Origin of the sequence: Pseudomonas psychrophila, assembly GCF_001043005.1 — a bacterium.
GTDB lineage: Bacteria > Pseudomonadota > Gammaproteobacteria > Pseudomonadales > Pseudomonadaceae > Aquipseudomonas > Aquipseudomonas psychrophila.
The window spans coordinates 432,071-451,501 of record NZ_JYKZ01000001.1; the positions used below are offsets into that span (position 1 = coordinate 432,071).

Genomic DNA, 19,431 nt, shown 5'->3' on the forward strand with positions numbered 1-19,431 from the left:
GCGGCCGCCATGCCCGAACCGCATCCGCTCAATCAGGCCGTCATCGCGCAAGCGCTCCACGATTTGCGCAATGGCCAGTTGCGCCGGGCCAAGTCCATGGGATTCGACGATGCTGCTCTGGATGCACTCAAGCATCCGGCCATGGCCAGCCTCCTGGCCAACGCCACCGTCTCATGGTGCTCCGTGAGCGTGAACCCGGAAGTGCTTCGACGTCTCCTGAGCCAGGTGGAGGATCTCGCACGGGAAATCGAGGAGATCGACCGACTCCTGCGACTGGGCGCGAGCACAGAACTCATCAGCAAGTTCTACGGTTTGACCCACCAGGAGATCGCCCTCAGGCGCGACGTCATCGGACTCCCAAAACGTAAGGGTCGGCATCCGGTCCTGACAGAGGCTCAGGATTCCGATCTGTGGTATCGCTGGTCTAAAACCATAAAAGAGCGTGGCACTGCGCTGACCGACGACATGGCAATGCTTGCGATTACAGCCGATCTTGCAGAACCCACGGGCCTGCCCATCTCAGTGATCTGGAGCGCTATCCAAGGGTGGATTGATGCAGGGCTGGTTTGATGGACAGTCCACGTCATTCACACGGTCCCATATCGCTGGGAGAACTGTTCGACCGGACACTGCAGCACATGCAACCGCCCCCGGACGCGACACCGGTACCCACTCACTCTGATGGATTCATCTTCAGCGGCAATCGTCATGCCAGCGTGCCCCGTGCCTTGCTATTGGATAACCGTCTGACTCCGCTTGAACGAAACGCCTGGCAGGTCTTTCGTCTGCTGCTCAACGACGACGGGATCACTGCTTTTCCCACCTACGACCAGCTCTGCCCCTATCTGGCTTCAATGCCGTGTACGGCGCGCGCATCCCATGAGACCGTCGCCCGCGCGCTAACGCTGCTGCGCCTGACGCGCTGGATCAGTCTGGTGAGACGCCATCGTGATCCGAAAACAGGACGAATACAGGGCAACCTCTATGTGCTGCACGACGAGCCTCTGACGCCCTATGAAGCCATTCAGCTGGACCCGGACTATCTGGGTCTGGTCAGCCAGTCATTGAATCACGCCAGCAAATCTGTCCAGCGCGTCGGTGTGCACACCCTCAAAGAAATGGGCGACGACCCCCTGCTCAGGGCGCGGGCACTGCCGAGCAGGCTCCAGGTGTTATCACAACGGCTGGCGGCACGAGGCTGGACCGAGGAGAAAAGTTATCCACAACCTGGGGATGACCACGAATCCAAAGAAGGCCTCAAAGACTTACTTCGGAATCCTGCCCCCCCGATTTCGGAATCCGAAGCAGGCGCAAAACCCAAAAAAACCGGCTCGCTTCGGATTCCGAAGACCGATAGTACTGTACGTAAAGAAAAAGAACTAAAAGAAGTACGTACAGTACCGCGCGAGCGGGGAAAACTTCGCCTACCCGAACGCTTCATGACACTCAAAGCAGAGCAGCAATCAGGCGCGCTGACCGCACTGCAGCCCGTGGATGCCGAGTTGCACCAGGCCATCATCGACGAATGGGATGCACGTTGTCGGGCAAGCTCGGTGCGTAACCCTGCGGGCTACCTGTTTGGCATCATTCAGAAAGCCATGAAGGGTGAATTTCGCGCATGGACCGGCCAGGAAAAATCCAGCCCCCCGGTAAGCCCGCCCCCACAGCCGCAGCCGCAGCCGCAGCCAATGCAGGCTGTCGGCCCAGAAGTCGCCCGAGAGAACATCGCACGGCTACGCTCACTGCTCGGCAGGTGAAAGCAGCGCTCACGTGCTATCAATGGCGTTTTGCAATGCTCAACATCAGGGTTTGTCCCATATCTCCGCAAGCAAGTCCAACGATGTCCATGGTCGCCTATACCACTGGTATAGTTGAACACACTGCCTTCCTTGCAATGCATCACCTCCAGTCCCGGGGTCATCCGCCTGAAGAGTCCACCGAAGGCCACCGTCGCCTATACCACTGGTATAGTTGAACAGACTGCCTTCCGGCAACGCATCACCTCCAGCCCCAGGTCATCCGCCTGAAGAGTCCACCGAAGGCCGCTGTCGCCTATACCACTGGTTTAGTTGAACACACTGCCTTCCGGCAACGGTGGCGGGCAACAAACGTAGAACGCCTCACGCAACCCTCTCATCCGCAGCGAGGTGCAAGATTTCACTGCGGAAGTGTGAATTCACAAACAGGCGTTCAGGCGGTGCGATTTGATGACTGACACCCTTCCGGCCAATGCCGATGCTGGCGACTCGTTTCTTCAGCGAGAGTCGTCACGATGGCCACCGAACTCGAATCTTCCCTGCAGTTGAACCTTGGCTCGCTGCGCAGCGCGATGTCGCTGACGCTGCACACCCATCATGCGTCCCGTATCTGGCACGGACGTACGCCCTCCGAGGGCAAGCCCGGCATTGTCGGGCTCAACGGCTTTGTCGCCATCATGACCAAGCTCAAGCGAGGTTCTGAGCAAGACGACCCCTACTCCGACTGGTGGATGCTGCGCATCGAAGACAAGCTCAGCACCACCAAGGCACAACTCCAGACCCTGCGCGAACAGGTTGATCAGGCGCTGGCCGATGTACCGGCCGCACTCAGCCTGGGCGAGAACCTCAACGTCCAGCCAGTAAAGCTGCCGCTGTTCGTGGCCTCGCAGCTCGGCTTCATGGCGGTCTATCTGCTGGCCGACTACGACGACCTAGCCCGGCGTCTGATCTTGGCGCACCACACCGCCCTAATCGACCGCAGCACCCTAGAACGCTGGCTCAATGAAGGCGCGCATGCGCTGCGCAGCCTTTTCAGCCTGGCGCAGCAGTACCGCTACTCCGGTACCCAGCGCGACGACTTCGCTGCCAACAATGCCGCGGCGCGTGCCGCCTTGGAGAAATACGGTGAACTACCGCAGGACGTGCTCGATGGCACACGCCGTTCACGCTTTGCGCCACCGCTCATCCGTCGCGCCCCTTTGGCATCGGCGCCAACCCGGTCAACTACCTCCGACGTTGCGCCAGCCGGTGAACCCAACGCGGCTGAGCCAGCCGTATCTGACGGGGTGCCTCTGGGCGACGACTCTTCCGTGTCGTTGGACGGCGAGGACCACCCAGAATGACCGCATCCAACCGCTTCTTGGCACTGGAACAGGCTGACTTCCAGAGGCTGGAACACGCAGGCTACCTAAAAGGCCTTTTAAAGCCTTTTAAAGGTAATGGGGAGCTTGCGACCTGGGCCAGCCAGTGCCAAGCACTGCGGGACGATCTGATCGGACTGGCGCAGCGCAAGGTGCTGTCGCAGGCCCGCAGCCACCCCTTCAACCTGCTTGCCGTGCAACTGGCCCAGCAAACCACTGGCGCAGGCACGACCTTTCTGCGTTGGCGCAACCTCGATCGTTCGCGCATGGGTACTGCTTTGTGGGAGGAGCTGCTTGCCAGCCCCGGCACACCGGCATCGCTGATCGACGACCTCTTCGCCATCGAGGTGCAGCGCATCGTTCTGAACCTGCAGATCAGCCTCACTCACAGTATCGCCCGCCAAACCTTGGAGTGTGCCAGCATGTTGGCCCATGCCGAGGGGGCTTACCAACGGCGTGTCCACGCCACCAACCCCAAGGAGTCACACTCATGAGCACGCATTTCTACGGTGAGGGCAACATCGGTTCGGCGCCAGAATTCCGCGAATTTCCGAACGGCAACAATGAGCCGCGCAGGCTGTTGCGCCTGAATGTCTACTTCGACAATCCCGTGCCTACCAAGGAGGGCTTTGAAGATCGCGGTGGGTTCTGGGCGCCGGTCGAAATCTGGCATCGCGACGCCGAACGCTGGGCCGCGCTGTACCAAAAGGGCATGCGCGTCTTGGTCGAAGGTCGGGCGGTGAAAGACGATTGGGAGGATGCGGACGAAAACGAGCGTGTGACCTTCAAGATCGAAGCCCGCCGCGCTGGCATCCTGCCTTATCGCATTGAGTCTGTCGTGCTCGGGGCCAAGCCCGCTGCGGCGGAGCCAGCCGAGAACGAGTGATCATTCCCGCCCTGCGTGCACCTTTCCCGCTGAGCGATTGCGCCAACCACCAGTCGCTCACCGGACAACAGCCAGCGTCCATGGAGTTCCCCTGAGATCCACAGTTCGCGGCACATGGAGAAGCTCCCGGAGAACCAACCTACGGCCTCCATTCGCGGCCTCATGGCTTCCGACTCTTGCAGACTCTCCTCGCTTGCTACATCAGTCCAGATTCTCCGCGATGTGGAACACAAGCCTGAGCGGCTCCTTGCTGTCCACTATCTGGTACATCACATGCCGCTTGCTTCTCGGCAGCGTTTTGGCACAGCGCTTCGCTGTATCACGCACGGCGGCATCCGTACCGTGGATGGTCGCCGCTAACAGCAGCACTAGATATGCATCGGTCAGCGTCTTCGCCATCACCTCACTCTCGCTGCAAATCGCCACTAACACTTGACCCATTGCATAGTGTCTTTCTTCGGCTTATCAGGGGGGCAGCTTAATGGCCATCACTCGCTGTCTCGCCACTTTGCACCCACCCGCTTGGGTCTGGATCATGTCAAATAGCTCCACTGACGTCCACTGAGGTCGCAGTCCGCGGTACATGACAGTGCTCCCGACGTGCCATCTCACGACACGTTTGAACCTCCTGAGAACTCCATCACACGCCGCTTACTCCGGTCTGATCACACCCGCTCACGCTGAATACGGATGAGCAGTGGCACGGTTAGGTTTTCGACAAACCCGGTAATCGCCGGCATCAATGATCGCGTATCCATCCTCTCCCGGTGCACAGGTCGAATGCCGGGCTCTTCATTGCGCATCGGCAATGAGATGGACGGCGTTTTCATCAATATTTTGACCTGACGCTACAAGGAGGGTCCATGCGTCTGCCATTCGAACTCGATCCGCAGATCATCCACCACATCATTTACAGCCAGGCGGGCTCCATCGGCAAAGCCATCATCGAGTTGCTGATGAACTCGGTCGATGCCAGGGCCAGCTCTGTGCATCTTTCGATGTCCCGCACCGGCTTCACCTGCAGCGACGACGGCCAGGGCTTTGCCCGCCGCGAAGATGTCGTTCGGTACTTTGGTCGGTTCGGCACGCCACACGATGAAGGCGACGCCACCTACGGCCGTTTCCGGCTCGGGCGCGGCCAGATCATGGCCCATGCCACAACAGTCTGGCGCTCGAACGCCTGGATGATGACCGTCGATACACGTGAGATGGGCTATCACTACGATCTTGACGACCTCCAGGACGCATCGCCGGGCTGCTCGATCTCTGGCGACTGGTACGAAGTCCTGAGTGATGCGGAGTTGATGTCGACCATCCAGGAGGTTCGGGACCTGGTGCGTTACACCCCCGTCATTGTTGAGCTGAATGGCCGGTGCATCACACGCGATCCTCGCACCGAGCGCTGGGATGCCGAGGACGAATTCGCCTGGTATCGCGTGAAAGCGGACGGTGCCGTCTCCATCTACAACCAGGGCGTACTGGTACGCCACGATCCCGCTCACACGTGGGGCGCGGGCGGCCTCATCGTTTCCAAAAAGGCCATTGGCCTGAACGTCTCCCGTACCGAAATCCTGCGCAAGACCTGCCCGGTGTGGAAATCAGTTGCCAGACAATTTGGCCAGATGGCTGACCAGATGGCGTCCCGTCTTGGTGACCACCGTAAAACCGAGGCTCGCCGTGAAAAATCCGCGCGGGCCTTGCTTTCGGGCGATGCCAACATCGTTCAGATCTACTCTCAGGAAGAGGTCGTCACGCTTCTGCCCGGCAAGCGGCACGTGTCGTTGGAGGACTTTCTGCGCAAATGCCGCTATAGCCACAACAAGCGGCAAGGCGGCAGGTTCGCGGTCGTCGACAACGCCTTCGATGTCCCGAAGGGTGAAGCCATCGCCCGCGAAGGTATCGCCGTGATCGTTCACCCCACCACACTCGACCGCTTCGGCTGCTACAACGCACAGGATTTTGTCGAGTGTATCGTTCGGGTCCATGCCAACCTTCACCACGACGTGGAGCAGAACGGCACACAGTACTGGTGGCTGAACGGCCTCTACGTTCCGGACTTGCTCGCGTTTTCAACACTGCGCGACGCGTTCATTGAGCGGACCCATATCTTGATGGAAAAAGATGCGCTCGATCGCGAGACACGCCGCGCCTGGACTGCTTTGCGCTGGTGCCTGCATCACTACGCCGCCCTGTGCACGGGTGGCCGGCCTGGATACGGAGGCCATGTGCGTGAGGGTAAATCGCTACACATTCTTCTCGGGCAGTCCAACATCGCCGAGGCGTGGACCGACGGCAGCAGTTACATCGCCGTCGACGTCACCCTTGTGAAGCGGCTAAAATCGAGTCCACTCAGGACCGCTGCCTACATTTTTACCCTTATCGAGCACGAGGTTGCCCACGAAGGCGATAGCCTCGACTGTGGCCATGATGACGCGTTCTATCAGCGCTTCCATGACCTCGCCCTGCAGCACAGCGCGCAACGCCAGCGCTACATGCACATGTGGCTGATGAAGTACACCATGAGCCTCGAGGGCGATGGGAAGCGTGCGCGTGGCGAGGCCTGGCGTGAACGCTTTCTGGTCGACCGTGCCGGCAGCGGTCGCGAGAAGCGCGACCTACCACCGACCATCGAAGATGTCAGCAACGACCCTGTCGTCGTCGACCCGGTTCCTGACGAAAATAGGGCCTTCATCGATTACCAGAACACGCTTCTTGCTGTCGCTGGCACCGGTTCCCCGACACCCGACTGGTCGGAGGTTCTGACGCGTGCCGAGGCTGACCAGAAGCTCATCGAGGCGCAGCACCGGGTTGACACGGCGCAATGTGCCTCAGCGCAGATCCAGTACGACGAGGAAGAAGCCACGTATTGGGCCGAAATCGAAACCTATGAGAAAGCCCAGACCGAGGCCAAAGAGGCTGCACGGCGTCGATTCGCCACGCTGTTCCATGTACAGGTCGACGAGGTCCATCCTGACGCACTGTGCTACTTGCTGCGCGAGGATCTGAGCGATGACCTGCTTCATGCTCTGTGGACCGCAAAGCCCTGGGAGGCTGACGACCAGGAATACTCTGGCGATGATGAATTTGAAGACGGCGACCTCAAAGACGCCGACCCGCCCGATGGTCGTCAAGGGGGCTCTCATGCCGACTCGACGGCGCACTTCTCCGAAGACCTACAGGTGCTGATCCGTCCCGGCGAGACTGCATGGACGCTTGAGCGCAATGCGGCCGCTGCTGGCTTCTTTTGTGTGGGTGATTATCTGAAGTGGCGTGAAGAACCGGATGCCTGATCCGAGTGGCGGCTGTAGCAGTCGATGGTCGCCTTCAATGCGCCAGCGCCTGTCGGCCTGCCAAATACCGGCTTCCAGCGGACACCGCTATACCCAGGGTATAGCGCCATGGACATCCACTGAGTTCCCCGCGCGCGCGAAACGAAGCGCCTTCTCTGGCAATCTCCTAAACGACCCTGGACTCAACCTTACTCCCCCCGCTCAAAAAGCCGGTCATTGTCGAGTCCACCTTGTTTGCGGTCTCTCGTGGTCTCCCCGGACATGCTGGTGCTCATTCGATGGACACCACGCTATTTCCGAGGAGGCTGCATGCGCGTGTATCTGTGCGAGAAACCTTCGCAGGGCAAAGACATAGCGCGTGTGCTGGGTGCGAAACAGCGCGGAACTGGCTGCTACAACGGACCAGGAATTGTCGTGACCTGGTGCATCGGCCATCTGCTCGAGGCGGCACCACCGGAAGCGTACGGCGAGCAGTACAAACGCTGGTCCATGGAACAGCTTCCCATTATCCCCGAGCGCTGGCGCAGCGAGGTCAAGGCCTCCACTGCCGCGCAATTCAAGGTCGTCAAACAGTTGCTCGGCCACGCCACCGAACTGGTGATTGCCACTGATGCCGATCGCGAAGGCGAGATGATCGCTCGCGAGATTATCGATCTGTGCGGCTACCGTGGGTCCATTCAACGGCTGTGGCTGTCGGCACTGAATGACGCTTCCATTCGCAAGGCACTGGACGCGCTCAATCCTTCGAATGAGACCCTGCCGCTGTATTACTCGGCACTCGCCCGCTCTCGCGCCGATTGGTTGATCGGCATGAACCTCAGCCGGTTGTTCACGGTGCTCGGCCGCCAAGCCGGCTACCAGGGTGTCCTCTCAGTCGGTCGTGTGCAGACGCCCACGCTGCGTCTTGTGGTTGATCGTGACCGCGAGATCGCCCGGTTCGTGTCTGTTCCGTTTTGGTCCGTCGACGTGCAGCTATCGCACGCTGGCAATTCTTTCACCGCAAACTGGATGCCGCCCGATGCCACCACCGATGCTGCAGGTCGGTGCCTGGACCAACGAACGGCCCGGCAGGCAGTAAGCCAAATCGGCGGCACTCGTGAGGCGCAGGTGCTGTCGGTGGAAACCGAGCGGGTCCGCGAAGTCGCGCCTCTCCCGTTCGACCTCAGCACGCTGCAGGAAGTCTGCTCGCGTCAGTTTGCTCTCGACGTTCAGGAGACACTGGACATCGCGCAATCGCTGTACGAGACGCACAAGGCGACCACCTATCCCCGCTCGGACTCCGGCTACCTGCCGGAGAGCATGCTGGCCGAAGTGCCGACGGTACTCAACGCCATCCTCGCCACTGATCCCAGCCTGCGCCCCTTATTCGACCAACTCGACCGCACCCAACGCTCACGCGCCTGGAACGATGCGAAAGTCACTGCTCACCACGGCATCATTCCCACGCTGGAGCCGACCAACCTTTCTGCCATGTCGGAGAAGGAGCGGGCCGTTTATCGGCTCATCCGTTCGCATTACCTGGCCCAGTTTCTACCTCACCATGAGTTCGACAGAACAGTCGCCACGGTGTCAGCCGGCGGCCAGACACTGCAGGCAACGGGTAAGCAGGTTGCCGTCCTGGGATGGCACCGGGCACTAATCAACAGCGGGCCGGGCACACCCGACGGTGCGGACGACGAGCCCGCCCAACGCAGCCAGATCCTGCCGCTGCTATCCGAGGGCACACATTGCCTGGTAGGCTCTGTCGATCTGAAAGCGCTGAAGACACTGCCGCCCAAACCGTTCACGCAGGGTGAGTTGGTCAAAGCCATGAAGGGTGTCGCCAAACTGGTGACCGACCCACGCCTGAAGCAGAAGTTGAAGGAATCCACGGGCATCGGCACCGAGGCCACCCGTGCGAACATCATCAACGGCTTGCTGGGCCGAAGCTACCTGGTCAAAAAAGGTCGATCCGTCCGCGCCTCCGAGGCGGCTTTCACCCTGATCGACGCAGTTCCAGCGGCCATCGCCGACCCGGGCACGACCGCCATTTGGGAACAGGCGTTGGACCTGATCGAAACCGGTCAGTTGACCCTGGACACCTTCATCGAGAAGCAATCGGTCTGGATCACGCAACTCGTGCAACAGTACCGTGACATCACCTTGTCCATCCAGATTCCCGAAGGTCCGGCTTGCCCATTGTGTGGTGCAGCGACGCGGCAGCGCACCGGCAAAACAGGTCCTTTTTGGTCGTGCAACCGTTATCCTGACTGTAAAGGCACCGTAGCAATCGAATCGTCCGGTGGCAAGCGAGCCGCTTCGCGCAAGCGGCGGACCGCTCCCAGAGCTTCCTGACGCCTGCCAGACACGTCCTGCCCCAGCCGCGTTTTCCAGCGGTTGTCAGGCATGGCCCCGCTACCCGCGGGGCATCCCAAGCATGCCCCCGCCTTCTGCAATGGCATGTACCTCTCCAGCGGCTCGTGTCGTCGGGAGGATTGAAGGTGCTTTCCTGCCCGGCCGGATGCACGGCCTGTTGATCGGCACTCTCTACGTCCGGCCCGAAGGGTCTCCTGGCGCCTTGCGCGCGAGATGCCAGGAGACCCTTCGGGGACGACGGTGCTCGCCTCCGGTGCCCGCCGGTGAAACAACGGGCTCCTTTTGTGCGCGGATGTGCGCCGAAAGATATCGACCCCAGCCACGAAACGGGTCGGGTGCGATCTGCTCCAGCGACAGGCGTTGACGACGGCCAGAGTCCCTGCGACAGCCACAGGTGGTATCCCTGTCCCCCGCTGGAGGCGTACTGCCTCCAGCGCCTTGTTCCTCTCTGCATCTTGAACGCCGTCTGCCTGCGACCTGTCCAGAACCGGGTGACTTCGCCACAACCAGAACAGAAGATGGACACATGCACCTTCAACCCCTTCGGTACGGCAGCGTGTGCCGCCACATCAAAGTCATGAACTTGGCCGCCGAACAGGGAGAGTGGCATGTCGCCATAATTAGGCGTCAGCACCGGTAATGAGGACGAAAGCCCCATACCGGTGCCGAACTACGAAACCCTATTTCTGCTACTACGGGAATACCCCGGCACAGCGGACAGGTACCAATGACGGGGGCTCCGGCTAATGCCCAAGGAGTGCCGCCTTTAAGGCATACCGGACGACTACACCCTGGTGCCGTATCGCGTGCACCTCGCTGCAAAGCCATTGGCAACTCAATGGCCGTGCCTTGCGGCCTAGCTCGGACGACACCTGCAACAGGTCTTGCAATAACAGGGGCGCGCAAAAAGCCCATTGTCGGCAGACGCCATGAAGCCGCTTTGCCATTCTGCCACCATCTGTTGCTAACTCCGGTCAGCACCATGCCAGCAGCCACGGTCCTCAGGCTGCGACGTGGAGGTTCCACGTAGACCGATCCAGTCCGTTTCGCATCGTTTTACGCGGACGTGCGCCACACCTAGCGCCGATGCTCTTCATTCCCGCGCAACCCCGCGTTTCTTCATTCGACGCATGGCACTGACCAGTTCAGAACTGCCGTCGTGTCGGCTTACGCGAATTCAATCCACCGCGCCTATGGCGCATCGTCTTCTGGAGGCTCCCATGGCACTGTGCAGCAAATCACGACTATTCGAGTTCGGCGGCCATGGCTGCGTCATCAGCAACGAGGTGATATTCCACCCACGACTCAACACAGGCACTGAATCTCGGCGAACAACTGCGCGAGGCCGCGCCGCAGAACCAGATCGATGAAACATCGTGCCTGCTCAAGCGCTAGACGGTGAGCCTACTTGTCGGCATCTCCGACCTGCATATTCAAGCGATCCTGCGAGCGCACGTTGCGCAGCTTCTGCTTGATACCTCCGAGCTGAGTGCTTCGACTGAAGCGCCTGCATTTATTCACCCACTGGGACCCGATCCCCAGTTGGGGATGGGTTCCGCCTAACCTCTGCTGGAGAAATACCATGTCTCAGACTCCCAATCCTTTCATCCGAGGCTACCAAAACCTGCATGTCGTTCGTACTCTCTGCATCACCTATGAAGACGACAGCCCGCCCGTATGGCGGCAACTTCATCCCAGCCAAGCACACCTTCTGGACGATCAAATCGCGCAGTTTCCCTGCATCCTGTGCAACGACTTCGCGCTGATCACGGAAGGCCAGGAGGTCGGCGACGACCTTGAGGCACAGTGCCAAACCGAAGGAATCGTCCGCTCGGTGGTCCACGCCATCCTCGGCGGCGATGCCGGGCAGCCCATCCACATCGGCGATACCTACGCCGCTGAGGACGCGCGGGAAGTTGTACGGCGCCTGACTTTTGAGACTGGCTTCTACAGCCGATGCTGGGAAATCAGCACGGCGCACATCACCGAAGAAGCGGGTTGCTACCTGACAGAGCTTGCAGACATCGCCACGCCGATCGGCTTTCTGTTCGTCGCTTTCCGGATCCCATACAGCCCGGCGATCGGCGTCAAGGTGATTGCCACGCCCTGGACCGATGCCAACCTGCAGTACGTCGAAGGCATCACCGCCGAGCAGTTGCGGCAGGAACAATGCGACAAAGGCATGCCGGAGTCGCTGGTGAATGTTCTTCTTCTGGCCGCACTGGCTGATGTCCGCATCCTGATCTTCGACGCCGACGCACCGGTACTTGACGGCTTGCCGTTGTACGAAGAATGACCCTTACCACGACATACCTTCTAGCCCCTCAACCGAGGGGCTTTTTTCTGCTCGGATGAAACGACAAATGCGGGGCACACCGGTTGCCGATTGACGCGGGCCTACCGCCGTGTGGCGATGTCATTCTGCGCACAGGTTTGCTGGCGTAGCCGGCACCATCCCAGGTAGTCGAGACCTTCAAGACTTCGGTGCGGTTTTGCGCGCTGGTCACTGTGCTCCCTGATGCACGCAGCATCTATTTACCCACCCCCCAAGGGATACCCTCCCTTGCGGGCAGGAGTCCCTTGTTTTCCTCAAAGGAGTCTCCCCATGGATCACTCATCCATTCGCACGCAGATACCAGAGCTGGTGTCGGCCCATGTTCCGCGCAATGTTCGCAGCTTCAAGTTCCGCATCTACGAAGACCTTCCGCAGGAACTCTCGCTCGGCGTCCGTATGGACCCGCAGCCCTTCGAGGGCAAAATTGTCGCCAAGACCGATCAGGTCATTGTGGTCAAGATCGGTCGTGCCGAATTCGCCGTACTGGATCGCCAGCAGGTGAGCCAGGAACCCGACGAAGGCACCAAGGTACAAGTCCAACCCTATGTTCGTCGTCGCTTCGACGGTCTTCGCGCGGATACGCCCGAAGAGCGCACAGAAGTGGCCTCAGACGGCACTCCATACACGGTGAAGACACACATTCTCGGATCAGCACCGGCCAAGTTGCCGGCTCCTGAACTGCGTTGCCCGGAGTTGCAGGAACTCGTTCATCAACTGGAGCAACTGCCCGCTCCCGATGGTTTCCGGCGCATCACCCACCTCCTGGTGGATGCCAAGGCCAGGGATTTCACCTGGGTCGACCCGTTGCCCAACAACATCATCGAGACGCCACCCGCGATCAGCTTCACGGTCTCCACGGAGAAATTCCAGGGCCGCGTCACGGTGCTCTATGACCGTGCCGGCGACCATTACGCCGTGGAGTTGCGCCACGCTGATGAACTCATCCAGCGCGTGGACGAGGTGTACTTCGACATGCTCGGCGAAACGCTGGAACACCTGATCGACGACGGGCATTGGCGGCAGATCCAGGTGGAAATCCTGTCGGACGGGCGCAAGCCGATCCGGCATTGATCAGTCGCCCAACACCACTCCTTACCTGTCCAGCTTCCTGCCTTCCTGGTGGGAAGCATTTTCCTCAAGCAATGGAGATCACCATGTTGCGATTCAAAGGTACAAATTTGCGTCCCGTGCTGGCCGAGGCTATCGCTCACAAGAGCCGCCTCATCCTCGCCAAGGATCATGGGGTGTATTTCCTGGCCGAGTTCGGCGAGCGTACACCTGAAGGGCAGCAAAAACTGCTGGCCTACGCCGTCGGCTGCAATCCCGACATTGATCCGTTCGATGACTGGTGGGAACTCGCCCGCACCGAGCTTGGCGGGGATGACTTCGGGGAGTTTCTTGATCCCCACGATACTGTCTTCACCCGCATCCTCAACAGTGAAGACGATCTTGAATTGTCGGCCACGCCGACACAGCTTTCGCTGCAAGCCGTTGCGTCCAAGCCTGGTAAAGGCTAGCTCACCACCTGATCACAAGGCCTCCATCCGGGGGCCTTTTTCTGAACAACGGCCATGTGACCGCATGCCTGTCTCTCGTTCCTTTCACAAGGAGTTCCCTCTGCCGTCGGTGCCTGTCGGCACACCAGCCTGGAGACAGCTCACATGCGCGACCCATTCAAGATTGACCAACCCACCTGTATCAGTTTCAGCGGCGGTCGCACCAGCGCCTACATGCTGTGGCGAGTGCTGCAAGCCAATGCGGGCCTGCCTGCGGATACCGTAGTCTGCTTCGCCAACACCGGCAAGGAAGTGGAGGCCACGCTGCGTTTCGTACGCGAGTGCAGCGTACGGTGGCAGGTGCCGATCCAATGGCTCGAATATCGCGATGCGTTGCCCGGCTTCGCGGTGGTCAATTTCGCAAACGCCAGCCGGCAAGGCGAACCCTTCGAGGCGCTAATCCGCAAGCGCCAGCACCTGCCCAACCCGGTAGCTCTGGGTTGCACCACCTCCCTGAAAATCCGGGCAATGCACAAGTTCGTAAGCAGTTTGGGTTGGACCGATTGGGATCAGTTCATCGGCATCCGGGCTGACGAGCAGCGCCGCGTGGCGAAGATCAGGACGCGCGGTCATTCCACAGAGTCCAGCAGAGAGACGATGTGCATGCCGTTGGCCGAGGCTGGCGTGAGCATGCGCGAGGTGACCGCCTTCTGGTAGGCCCAGCCCTTCGATCTGGAATTGCTGACCGTGAACGGCCGCACGCTCGAAGGCAACTGCGACCTGTGCTTCTCAAGCCACAGGGACAGCGGCTGGCACTGTTCAAGGCCAAACCGGGGTCCGCCGTCTGGTGGATACGTATGGAGTCTTTGAGTCTTGCCAGCAAACCCAGCGGCGCCCGCTTTCGCAACGATGGCCCGACCTATGCCGACCTGGCCCGATTCGCCGCCCACCAGCGCGACATGTTCGATTCCGACGAAGCGTCCATCGCCTGTTTTTGTGGTGACTGAACAATGGGGATGCGCGCCAGTACCGATTTCCGGTAGCGGGCACATCCCACGGGTGCCACGTTTCAGCCATGTTCCGCTGACGTTGTCAGCAACATGCCCAGGTGGTCACGATCTTCAAGACTACGGCGCGGTTCCGTCCGCGTTGATCAATCCAGTTCGCACTCGGCATCCCAGATGCGAACGCCCATCGAGTCTTCGATGGTGATGCCAGTCTAGTTGTACCGGATCCCAGGATCCATCAACCCACGCGGGGGTTACACACCTCCCGTCCAGGTCGGTGTGTCTCCGCACTCTTGTCCTGCAAGTCTGGAGATTCACCATGACCACTTCATCCGAAAAAACCTTTTTCGATCTTCACATCACCGGCCTCGGTTATCTCAATCGCGTTCGCGAAGTGAAGCCAAAGAAAGGTGATCCGTTCCTGGCCTGCGATATCGCAGCGCTCAATGGTCCGAGCGACGACGTCTCGTACGTGCGTTTTGATACGCGCGTATCGGGCTCGGAAGCACAACACCTGGTTCGTCGCTGCATCGAGGCCGTCGAGGCGGAGAAGAAAGTGATGATCGGGTTCCGACTCAGCGACCTGTGGGCTGATACGTTCACCTACACCAAAGGTAAACGTGCAGGCGAACAGGGAGTGAGCCTCAAGGCCCGTCTGCTGTTCATCAGTTGGATCAAGGTCGACAGTGCTTTGGTTTACAAGGCCGAGCCGAAATCGACCAAGGCCGATGAAAGCGAATCGCAAGCCCCTGCGGCTTCCGAATCGCCTGTCAGCCAGGAAGCACCCGCTTCGGAAACCTCCGAGCCTGTTGCAGAACCTGTCGACAAAGCCACCGATGCACAAACACCGGCACTGGCCGAGTCGTTCTGATCCGTAACGCCGGGGTGGTCCTTCGATTCAACCCTCGTGCGGTTGATATCGGGCCAACATAAGCCCCGGCCTTCCTTCATTGCCTATTGGGTTATTACGCCATTGGCGTATCCATCCGCATCGGTACGACCGACATGCAGATGGGCTTCTTCCTGCCAAGTTTCGTCCAGCCCCTGCATCGCGGGGCTTTTTGTCCTATGCACTCGTGCTCGCCTGGCTCCTAGCCAGTCGTTGTCGGCTGCTCAATTTTCAAGGAGTTTGTCATGCAACTTGCCTCTCGTTTTGCATCACGTTCCCCCGTGCTACGTACTGATCATCCGCTGTCCGATGACCAGATCCGCGCAGTCGCCCCTTCCATCTTCGCGGAAAACCCGCATGAAAGCCGTTCCGAGCGGTACAGCTACATACCGACCTGCGCTGTACTGGCGAAACTACGCGATGAAGGGTTCGAGCCCTTCATGGTATGCCAGACCCGCGTGCGTCACGAAGACCGTCGTGAATTCACCAAGCACATGCTCCGGCTTCGTCATGCGAGCCAGATCAATGGCAAAGAGGCCAATGAAATTATCTTGCTCAATAGTCACGACGGTACGAGCAGCTATCAGATGCTGGCGGGCATGTTCCGCTTTGTCTGCCAAAACGGTCTGGTGTGCGGCAACATCGTCGGTGACGTCCGTGTGCCTCACAAGGGCAACGTGACGGAACATGTCATCGAGGGCGCCTATGAAGTCCTGCGTGGCTTCGACCAAGTACAGGACTCCCACGAAGCCATGCGAGCTATCATGCTCGACGATGGCGAAGCAGAGGTCTTTGCGCGCTCGGCACTGATGCTCAAGTACGACAGCCCGGACAAGGTGCTGCCGATCACTGAAAGCCAGGTGTTGGCGACACGCCGGTTCGATGACCAACGCACGGATCTGTGGTCGGTGTTTAACCGAGTACAGGAAAATCTGGTCAAAGGAGGTCTGTCTAGTCGGACCGCCAACGGTCGCCATCAACGCACACGCCCTGTGCAAGGCATCGACCAGAACGTGCGCCTCAATCGGGCGTTGTGGTTGCTGGCCGAAGGTTTGCGACAGCTCAAAGCTTGACCGCTCGCTGACTTTGCCCACTCCGGGCAGAGTCTGCGATTCTCACACATTGCTCCTGCCAGAGCGCTCTTCAATCCCCAAGGGACTGTACTGGCCTCACGGGCTGGTGCCGTCCCTGCTTCTTCGTAAGGACATCACCATGCCCCATGCATCCGCCATCCAACCGCTACTGCGCATCCACGGACCGACTTCTTTTATCCCAAAGGAGCTTTACCATGAACCTTCGATACCTCCCACATCTGCGCTCCGCGCAGCCCTTCTCCGCCCAAGGAGCACCGTGCCATCAGTGGTGATTTAGCGTTGGTGGTTATCACTGACGAGCAACGCAGTCTCACGACCATTCAATTACTCGTCGAGGCAGTTGCCCCCTGAAGGCCGAGATTGTCGGTTTATCCACCTGTTGGGGCCCATCCCCCCAAGGGTGCTGTGGTCCTCAACAAGGAGACTTCCATGGCACATTCATCCAGATATCACCGCCACCACTCCAAGCTGTTGTTTCCGGTTGGCGCGTTGATCTTCAGCAAGGGCGTCGATCGCCTGATGCGTGAAGGTCGCCTTGATCCAATGCCGTTCTTTCAACGTCATGCGCGTGGTGACTGGGGCCAGGTTTCCGACGAGACCTGGTACGCCAACAACGCCGCGCTGAAGATCGACGGGCAGCTCAATTCATTCTACGTGGTCACCCGTGAAATCAGCCTTAGCATCATGTCCGAGGCCGACCGCAGTGCCACCATGATCCGACTACCGTCGGAACGCTGAGGCCGTTCTTGCCATTATCTACCGACTTCCGGTCGCCAGTACCGGTCAGTCACTTTTTTCACCGCCCGGGGGCCTAACTCGGCCCCTGTCCCCCTTGGCCTAAGGCAGAGTTTCCGAGCGAGGCCAAAGGCATGATTAATCTGGTGACTCGGCGAATCCTATTGTTTGCTGATACACCGGCCTTGTGAGGCGATGGTGTCGGTTCCACGCTCCAGAGAATCGACCGATGCCAGCATTCAGCCAAAATCACCCCAGCAAGGTCTTACTCTGCCTGCTGATGACAGCCGCTCTGGCCAGTTGCACGACGGCATCCGCTCCGACTCCACCCACTCCGGTTAAACCCGCAGAGAAAGGTCCCAGCGCGTCCGCGCGCGGGATGCCGGAGTTCATCTCAGTGGTGCGTTATGGCAGGTACACCCTGGTCGAGTTGGCTCCGGTATTAGCGCAACAGGACCTATTGTTTCAGGTCGTCGACGTGACCGTTCCCGACACACGCACAGCCACCGTTGGGGGCGCCCTGCGTCATGTCCTGCTCCGTTCTGGCTACCAGTTGTGTTCCAGCAGTGATATCGCAGCGCTGAATGTGCTCCCGCTACCGGCTTCGCACTACCGACTGGGCCCGCTGTTGTTGCGTGATGCCCTGCTCACGCTGGCCGGTCCTGCCTGGGGTCTGGAGGTCGACGACGGCGCACGCCGGATCTGCTTCACACGCGCAGTGCAGCCCACCACCGATGGTGCACTTCCCCAATCCGGACCGGTCGCCCCTGTCGACATAGCGCGGCCTCCATTGAAAACGGAGGCCAGACCATGAGGGAATATCAATCCACCCCAGGCGACTCCCGCAGCATGCTGTTGCGTGCGGCCAGCATCGCATGGCTGATCCTGATTAGCGCAGCCACGATCGTCAACCACGTCTCGCTGTCGAGTCTGGCCACCCAGACCAGCGCCAGCGCTCAGGGCAGCCAGGTTGTTACCTTGGAAGCCCGGCTGACTGATCTGAGCCAGCGCCTCGACGTTCTGCAGAAACGGCCTGTTACCTTGACCCAAGCCCGTTATGATACTGATAGCAAAACACTTGAGCAACGAATGACCGCCATCGAAATCGGACTCGAGCAGCGTCTGACAGCAGCCAGCCTGTCTTCTCTGGAAACACGCATCGACCAGTTGACCGCCCGTCTGGATAAACCCAACCAGACGACTCCAGTACCGGTGCGCACCCGTGTGACACCCCCGACAAAACCGACCCAAGCAGCGGGCCTACCTTTTACGGTTATGGGGATCGAGCTTCGCGGCGGCGAACGATTTCTGTCGATCCTGCCAACCGGCAATGCCGCCTTTTCCGAGATGCGCGTCCTGCGTCCCGGTGAAACTGACAGCGGCTGGCGCCTGCAAGCCATCGATGGCCAGGCCGCCGTGTTTCAGCGCGAGAACGGTGGCCAGATGCATCGTTTGACGCTGCCGTAGGAGCTCGGAATGAACAACACTCTCGTCTTCCGCGCGTTAACGCTGAGCCTGGCCGTCTCCTTTCTCTCTCCGGCAATCGCACAGAACGCTCGCACGATCGCCTCTACCGTCTCGCCCAGCGAGGAACAAACAACGACCTCACGCGTCAGCGACGAACAACAGGCCCGTGACTGGGGATTGCACACAGAGGAATGGGCTCGCTATCGCCAATTGATGCAGGGACCGCTGGGCATCTTTTCGCCCAACCTCGACCCATTGACCGCACTCGGCATCGAAGCGCGCTCCGAGGAAGAAGGCGACCGCTATGCCGAGTTGCAGGTTCAGGTTGAAGCCCGCCGCGTCGAAAAGACGCTGGCATACCAGCGGGCCTACGACGCCGCCTGGCAACGCCTGCACCCGGGCATGCAGCGTGTCATCCTGCCCAGCCAAACTCCTGGCAACTCCTCCACCACCGCCAACAGCACCGACCGCATCGCCGTGTTCATCAAGGACGGCTGCGCGCCATGTGGCCTGGCGGTTCAGCAGTTGCAGGTATCCGATGTCGGCTTCGACCTCTACATGGTTGGCAGCCGCGCCAACGACGCGCTCATTCGCGACTGGGCAAAACGCGCCAGTATCAATCCAGATCGCGTACGCAACGGTTCAATCACGCTCAACCACGATGCCGGTCGCTGGCTGTCTTTGGGCCTGCCGGGGGGCCTGCCTGCCGTTGTGCGACAGGTCAATGGCCAATGGCAACGGCAGTGACCCGCTGGCGTC

The 19,431-nt window shown here is 59.9% G+C and carries 18 protein-coding genes and 1 pseudogene; 17 read left to right on the forward strand and 2 right to left on the reverse strand.

From position 1 onward, the window contains the following. Positions 1 to 9 precede the first annotated feature (9 nt). The 5 genes from TU76_RS02030 (at position 10) to TU76_RS02050 (ending at position 4,004) form a co-directional block, all read left to right on the forward strand. Positions 10 to 570 (forward strand): DUF2857 domain-containing protein, encoded by a 561-nt coding sequence (locus tag TU76_RS02030; protein ID WP_048351254.1) that lies wholly within the window; start codon positions 10 to 12, stop codon positions 568 to 570. Continuing rightward, entirely contained in the window at positions 570 to 1,757 is a 1,188-nt protein-coding gene (locus TU76_RS02035; RefSeq protein WP_048350963.1) for an STY4528 family pathogenicity island replication protein, read from the forward strand. Before TU76_RS02030 ends, TU76_RS02035 begins: the two co-directional genes overlap by 1 nt. Before the next feature lie 515 nt (positions 1,758 to 2,272). Further along, the gene (locus TU76_RS02040) at positions 2,273 to 3,100 is read left to right on the forward strand and encodes a PFL_4669 family integrating conjugative element protein (RefSeq protein WP_048350964.1); all 828 of its coding nucleotides are present in this window, start codon (positions 2,273 to 2,275) and stop codon (positions 3,098 to 3,100) included. Then, positions 3,097 to 3,612, forward strand: coding sequence for a DUF3158 family protein (locus TU76_RS02045; protein ID WP_048350965.1), 516 nt, complete (start codon positions 3,097 to 3,099; stop codon positions 3,610 to 3,612). The genes TU76_RS02040 and TU76_RS02045 overlap by 4 nt, the downstream gene beginning before the upstream one ends. Continuing rightward, the gene (locus tag TU76_RS02050; protein ID WP_019689279.1) at positions 3,609 to 4,004 is read left to right on the forward strand and encodes a single-stranded DNA-binding protein; all 396 of its coding nucleotides are present in this window, start codon (positions 3,609 to 3,611) and stop codon (positions 4,002 to 4,004) included. The genes TU76_RS02045 and TU76_RS02050 overlap by 4 nt, the downstream gene beginning before the upstream one ends. 201 nt (positions 4,005 to 4,205) lie before the next feature. Here the strand turns inward: TU76_RS02050 and TU76_RS02055 are convergent, their stop codons facing one another. Continuing rightward, complete coding sequence (locus TU76_RS02055; RefSeq protein WP_082136479.1) at positions 4,206 to 4,445, reverse strand: DUF7740 domain-containing protein; 240 nt, start codon at positions 4,443 to 4,445, stop codon at positions 4,206 to 4,208. A gap of 224 nt (positions 4,446 to 4,669) precedes the next feature. Continuing rightward, the gene (locus TU76_RS25170) at positions 4,670 to 4,834 is read right to left on the reverse strand and encodes a hypothetical protein (protein ID WP_156877919.1); all 165 of its coding nucleotides are present in this window, start codon (positions 4,832 to 4,834) and stop codon (positions 4,670 to 4,672) included. A 33-nt stretch (positions 4,835 to 4,867) separates the two neighbouring features. Here TU76_RS25170 and TU76_RS02060 point away from each other — a divergent pair, with 33 nt between their 5' ends. From TU76_RS02060 to TU76_RS02120, 12 genes and pseudogenes are all read left to right on the forward strand, one after another. Then, a complete protein-coding gene (locus TU76_RS02060) occupies positions 4,868 to 7,294 on the forward strand; it encodes an ATP-binding protein (RefSeq protein WP_048350966.1) in 2,427 nt (808 codons plus the stop codon). A gap of 309 nt (positions 7,295 to 7,603) precedes the next feature. Continuing rightward, on the forward strand, positions 7,604 to 9,628 hold the full coding sequence (locus TU76_RS02065; RefSeq protein ID WP_048350967.1) for a DNA topoisomerase III: 2,025 nt from the start codon (positions 7,604 to 7,606) through the stop codon (positions 9,626 to 9,628). A gap of 1,603 nt (positions 9,629 to 11,231) precedes the next feature. Next, entirely contained in the window at positions 11,232 to 11,945 is a 714-nt protein-coding gene (locus TU76_RS02075; protein ID WP_048350969.1) for a DUF5983 family protein, read from the forward strand. A 309-nt stretch (positions 11,946 to 12,254) separates the two neighbouring features. Then, the gene (locus TU76_RS02080) at positions 12,255 to 13,055 is read left to right on the forward strand and encodes a hypothetical protein (protein WP_048350970.1); all 801 of its coding nucleotides are present in this window, start codon (positions 12,255 to 12,257) and stop codon (positions 13,053 to 13,055) included. 83 nt (positions 13,056 to 13,138) lie between these two features. Continuing rightward, positions 13,139 to 13,501: a DUF3085 domain-containing protein gene (locus TU76_RS02085; RefSeq protein WP_048350971.1), complete on the forward strand. Its 363-nt coding sequence runs from the start codon at positions 13,139 to 13,141 to the stop codon at positions 13,499 to 13,501. A 144-nt stretch (positions 13,502 to 13,645) separates the two neighbouring features. Then, positions 13,646 to 14,487: pseudogene (locus tag TU76_RS02090) on the forward strand (adenine nucleotide alpha hydrolase family protein). Between the two features lie 319 nt (positions 14,488 to 14,806). Beyond that, on the forward strand, positions 14,807 to 15,358 hold the full coding sequence (locus TU76_RS02095; protein ID WP_048350972.1) for an STY4534 family ICE replication protein: 552 nt from the start codon (positions 14,807 to 14,809) through the stop codon (positions 15,356 to 15,358). Between the two features lie 263 nt (positions 15,359 to 15,621). Next, entirely contained in the window at positions 15,622 to 16,449 is an 828-nt protein-coding gene (locus TU76_RS02100) for a DUF932 domain-containing protein (protein WP_048350973.1), read from the forward strand. Between the two features lie 450 nt (positions 16,450 to 16,899). After that, the gene (locus tag TU76_RS02105) at positions 16,900 to 17,208 is read left to right on the forward strand and encodes a hypothetical protein (RefSeq protein ID WP_048350974.1); all 309 of its coding nucleotides are present in this window, start codon (positions 16,900 to 16,902) and stop codon (positions 17,206 to 17,208) included. 226 nt (positions 17,209 to 17,434) lie between these two features. Next, positions 17,435 to 18,019, forward strand: coding sequence for a PFGI-1 class ICE element type IV pilus protein PilL2 (gene pilL2 / locus TU76_RS02110; protein WP_048350975.1), 585 nt, complete (start codon positions 17,435 to 17,437; stop codon positions 18,017 to 18,019). Then, the gene (locus TU76_RS02115; RefSeq protein ID WP_048350976.1) at positions 18,016 to 18,672 is read left to right on the forward strand and encodes a hypothetical protein; all 657 of its coding nucleotides are present in this window, start codon (positions 18,016 to 18,018) and stop codon (positions 18,670 to 18,672) included. The genes pilL2 and TU76_RS02115 overlap by 4 nt, the downstream gene beginning before the upstream one ends. A 9-nt stretch (positions 18,673 to 18,681) precedes the next feature. Further along, positions 18,682 to 19,419 carry a TIGR03759 family integrating conjugative element protein gene (locus TU76_RS02120; protein ID WP_048350977.1) on the forward strand — a complete coding sequence of 246 codons (738 nt, stop codon included), beginning with the start codon at positions 18,682 to 18,684 and terminating at the stop codon, positions 19,417 to 19,419. The last annotated feature ends 12 nt before the right edge of the window (positions 19,420 to 19,431 follow it).

Bases quoted from the DNA above. Each gene is read 5' to 3' on its own strand.
- TU76_RS02030 (WP_048351254.1), top strand. From the start codon at position 10: ATGCCCGAACCGCATCCGCTCAATCAGGCCGTCATCGCGCAAGCGCTC.
- TU76_RS02035 (WP_048350963.1), top strand. From the start codon at position 570: ATGGACAGTCCACGTCATTCACACGGTCCCATATCGCTGGGAGAACTG.
- TU76_RS02040 (WP_048350964.1), top strand. From the start codon at position 2,273: ATGGCCACCGAACTCGAATCTTCCCTGCAGTTGAACCTTGGCTCGCTG.
- TU76_RS02045 (WP_048350965.1), top strand. From the start codon at position 3,097: ATGACCGCATCCAACCGCTTCTTGGCACTGGAACAGGCTGACTTCCAG.
- TU76_RS02050 (WP_019689279.1), top strand. From the start codon at position 3,609: ATGAGCACGCATTTCTACGGTGAGGGCAACATCGGTTCGGCGCCAGAA.
- TU76_RS02055 (WP_082136479.1), bottom strand. From the start codon at position 4,445: ATGGGTCAAGTGTTAGTGGCGATTTGCAGCGAGAGTGAGGTGATGGCG.
- TU76_RS25170 (WP_156877919.1), bottom strand. From the start codon at position 4,834: ATGAAAACGCCGTCCATCTCATTGCCGATGCGCAATGAAGAGCCCGGC.
- TU76_RS02060 (WP_048350966.1), top strand. From the start codon at position 4,868: ATGCGTCTGCCATTCGAACTCGATCCGCAGATCATCCACCACATCATT.
- TU76_RS02065 (WP_048350967.1), top strand. From the start codon at position 7,604: ATGCGCGTGTATCTGTGCGAGAAACCTTCGCAGGGCAAAGACATAGCG.
- TU76_RS02075 (WP_048350969.1), top strand. From the start codon at position 11,232: ATGTCTCAGACTCCCAATCCTTTCATCCGAGGCTACCAAAACCTGCAT.
- TU76_RS02080 (WP_048350970.1), top strand. From the start codon at position 12,255: ATGGATCACTCATCCATTCGCACGCAGATACCAGAGCTGGTGTCGGCC.
- TU76_RS02085 (WP_048350971.1), top strand. From the start codon at position 13,139: ATGTTGCGATTCAAAGGTACAAATTTGCGTCCCGTGCTGGCCGAGGCT.
- TU76_RS02095 (WP_048350972.1), top strand. From the start codon at position 14,807: ATGACCACTTCATCCGAAAAAACCTTTTTCGATCTTCACATCACCGGC.
- TU76_RS02100 (WP_048350973.1), top strand. From the start codon at position 15,622: ATGCAACTTGCCTCTCGTTTTGCATCACGTTCCCCCGTGCTACGTACT.
- TU76_RS02105 (WP_048350974.1), top strand. From the start codon at position 16,900: ATGGCACATTCATCCAGATATCACCGCCACCACTCCAAGCTGTTGTTT.
- pilL2 (WP_048350975.1), top strand. From the start codon at position 17,435: ATGCCAGCATTCAGCCAAAATCACCCCAGCAAGGTCTTACTCTGCCTG.
- TU76_RS02115 (WP_048350976.1), top strand. From the start codon at position 18,016: ATGAGGGAATATCAATCCACCCCAGGCGACTCCCGCAGCATGCTGTTG.
- TU76_RS02120 (WP_048350977.1), top strand. From the start codon at position 18,682: ATGAACAACACTCTCGTCTTCCGCGCGTTAACGCTGAGCCTGGCCGTC.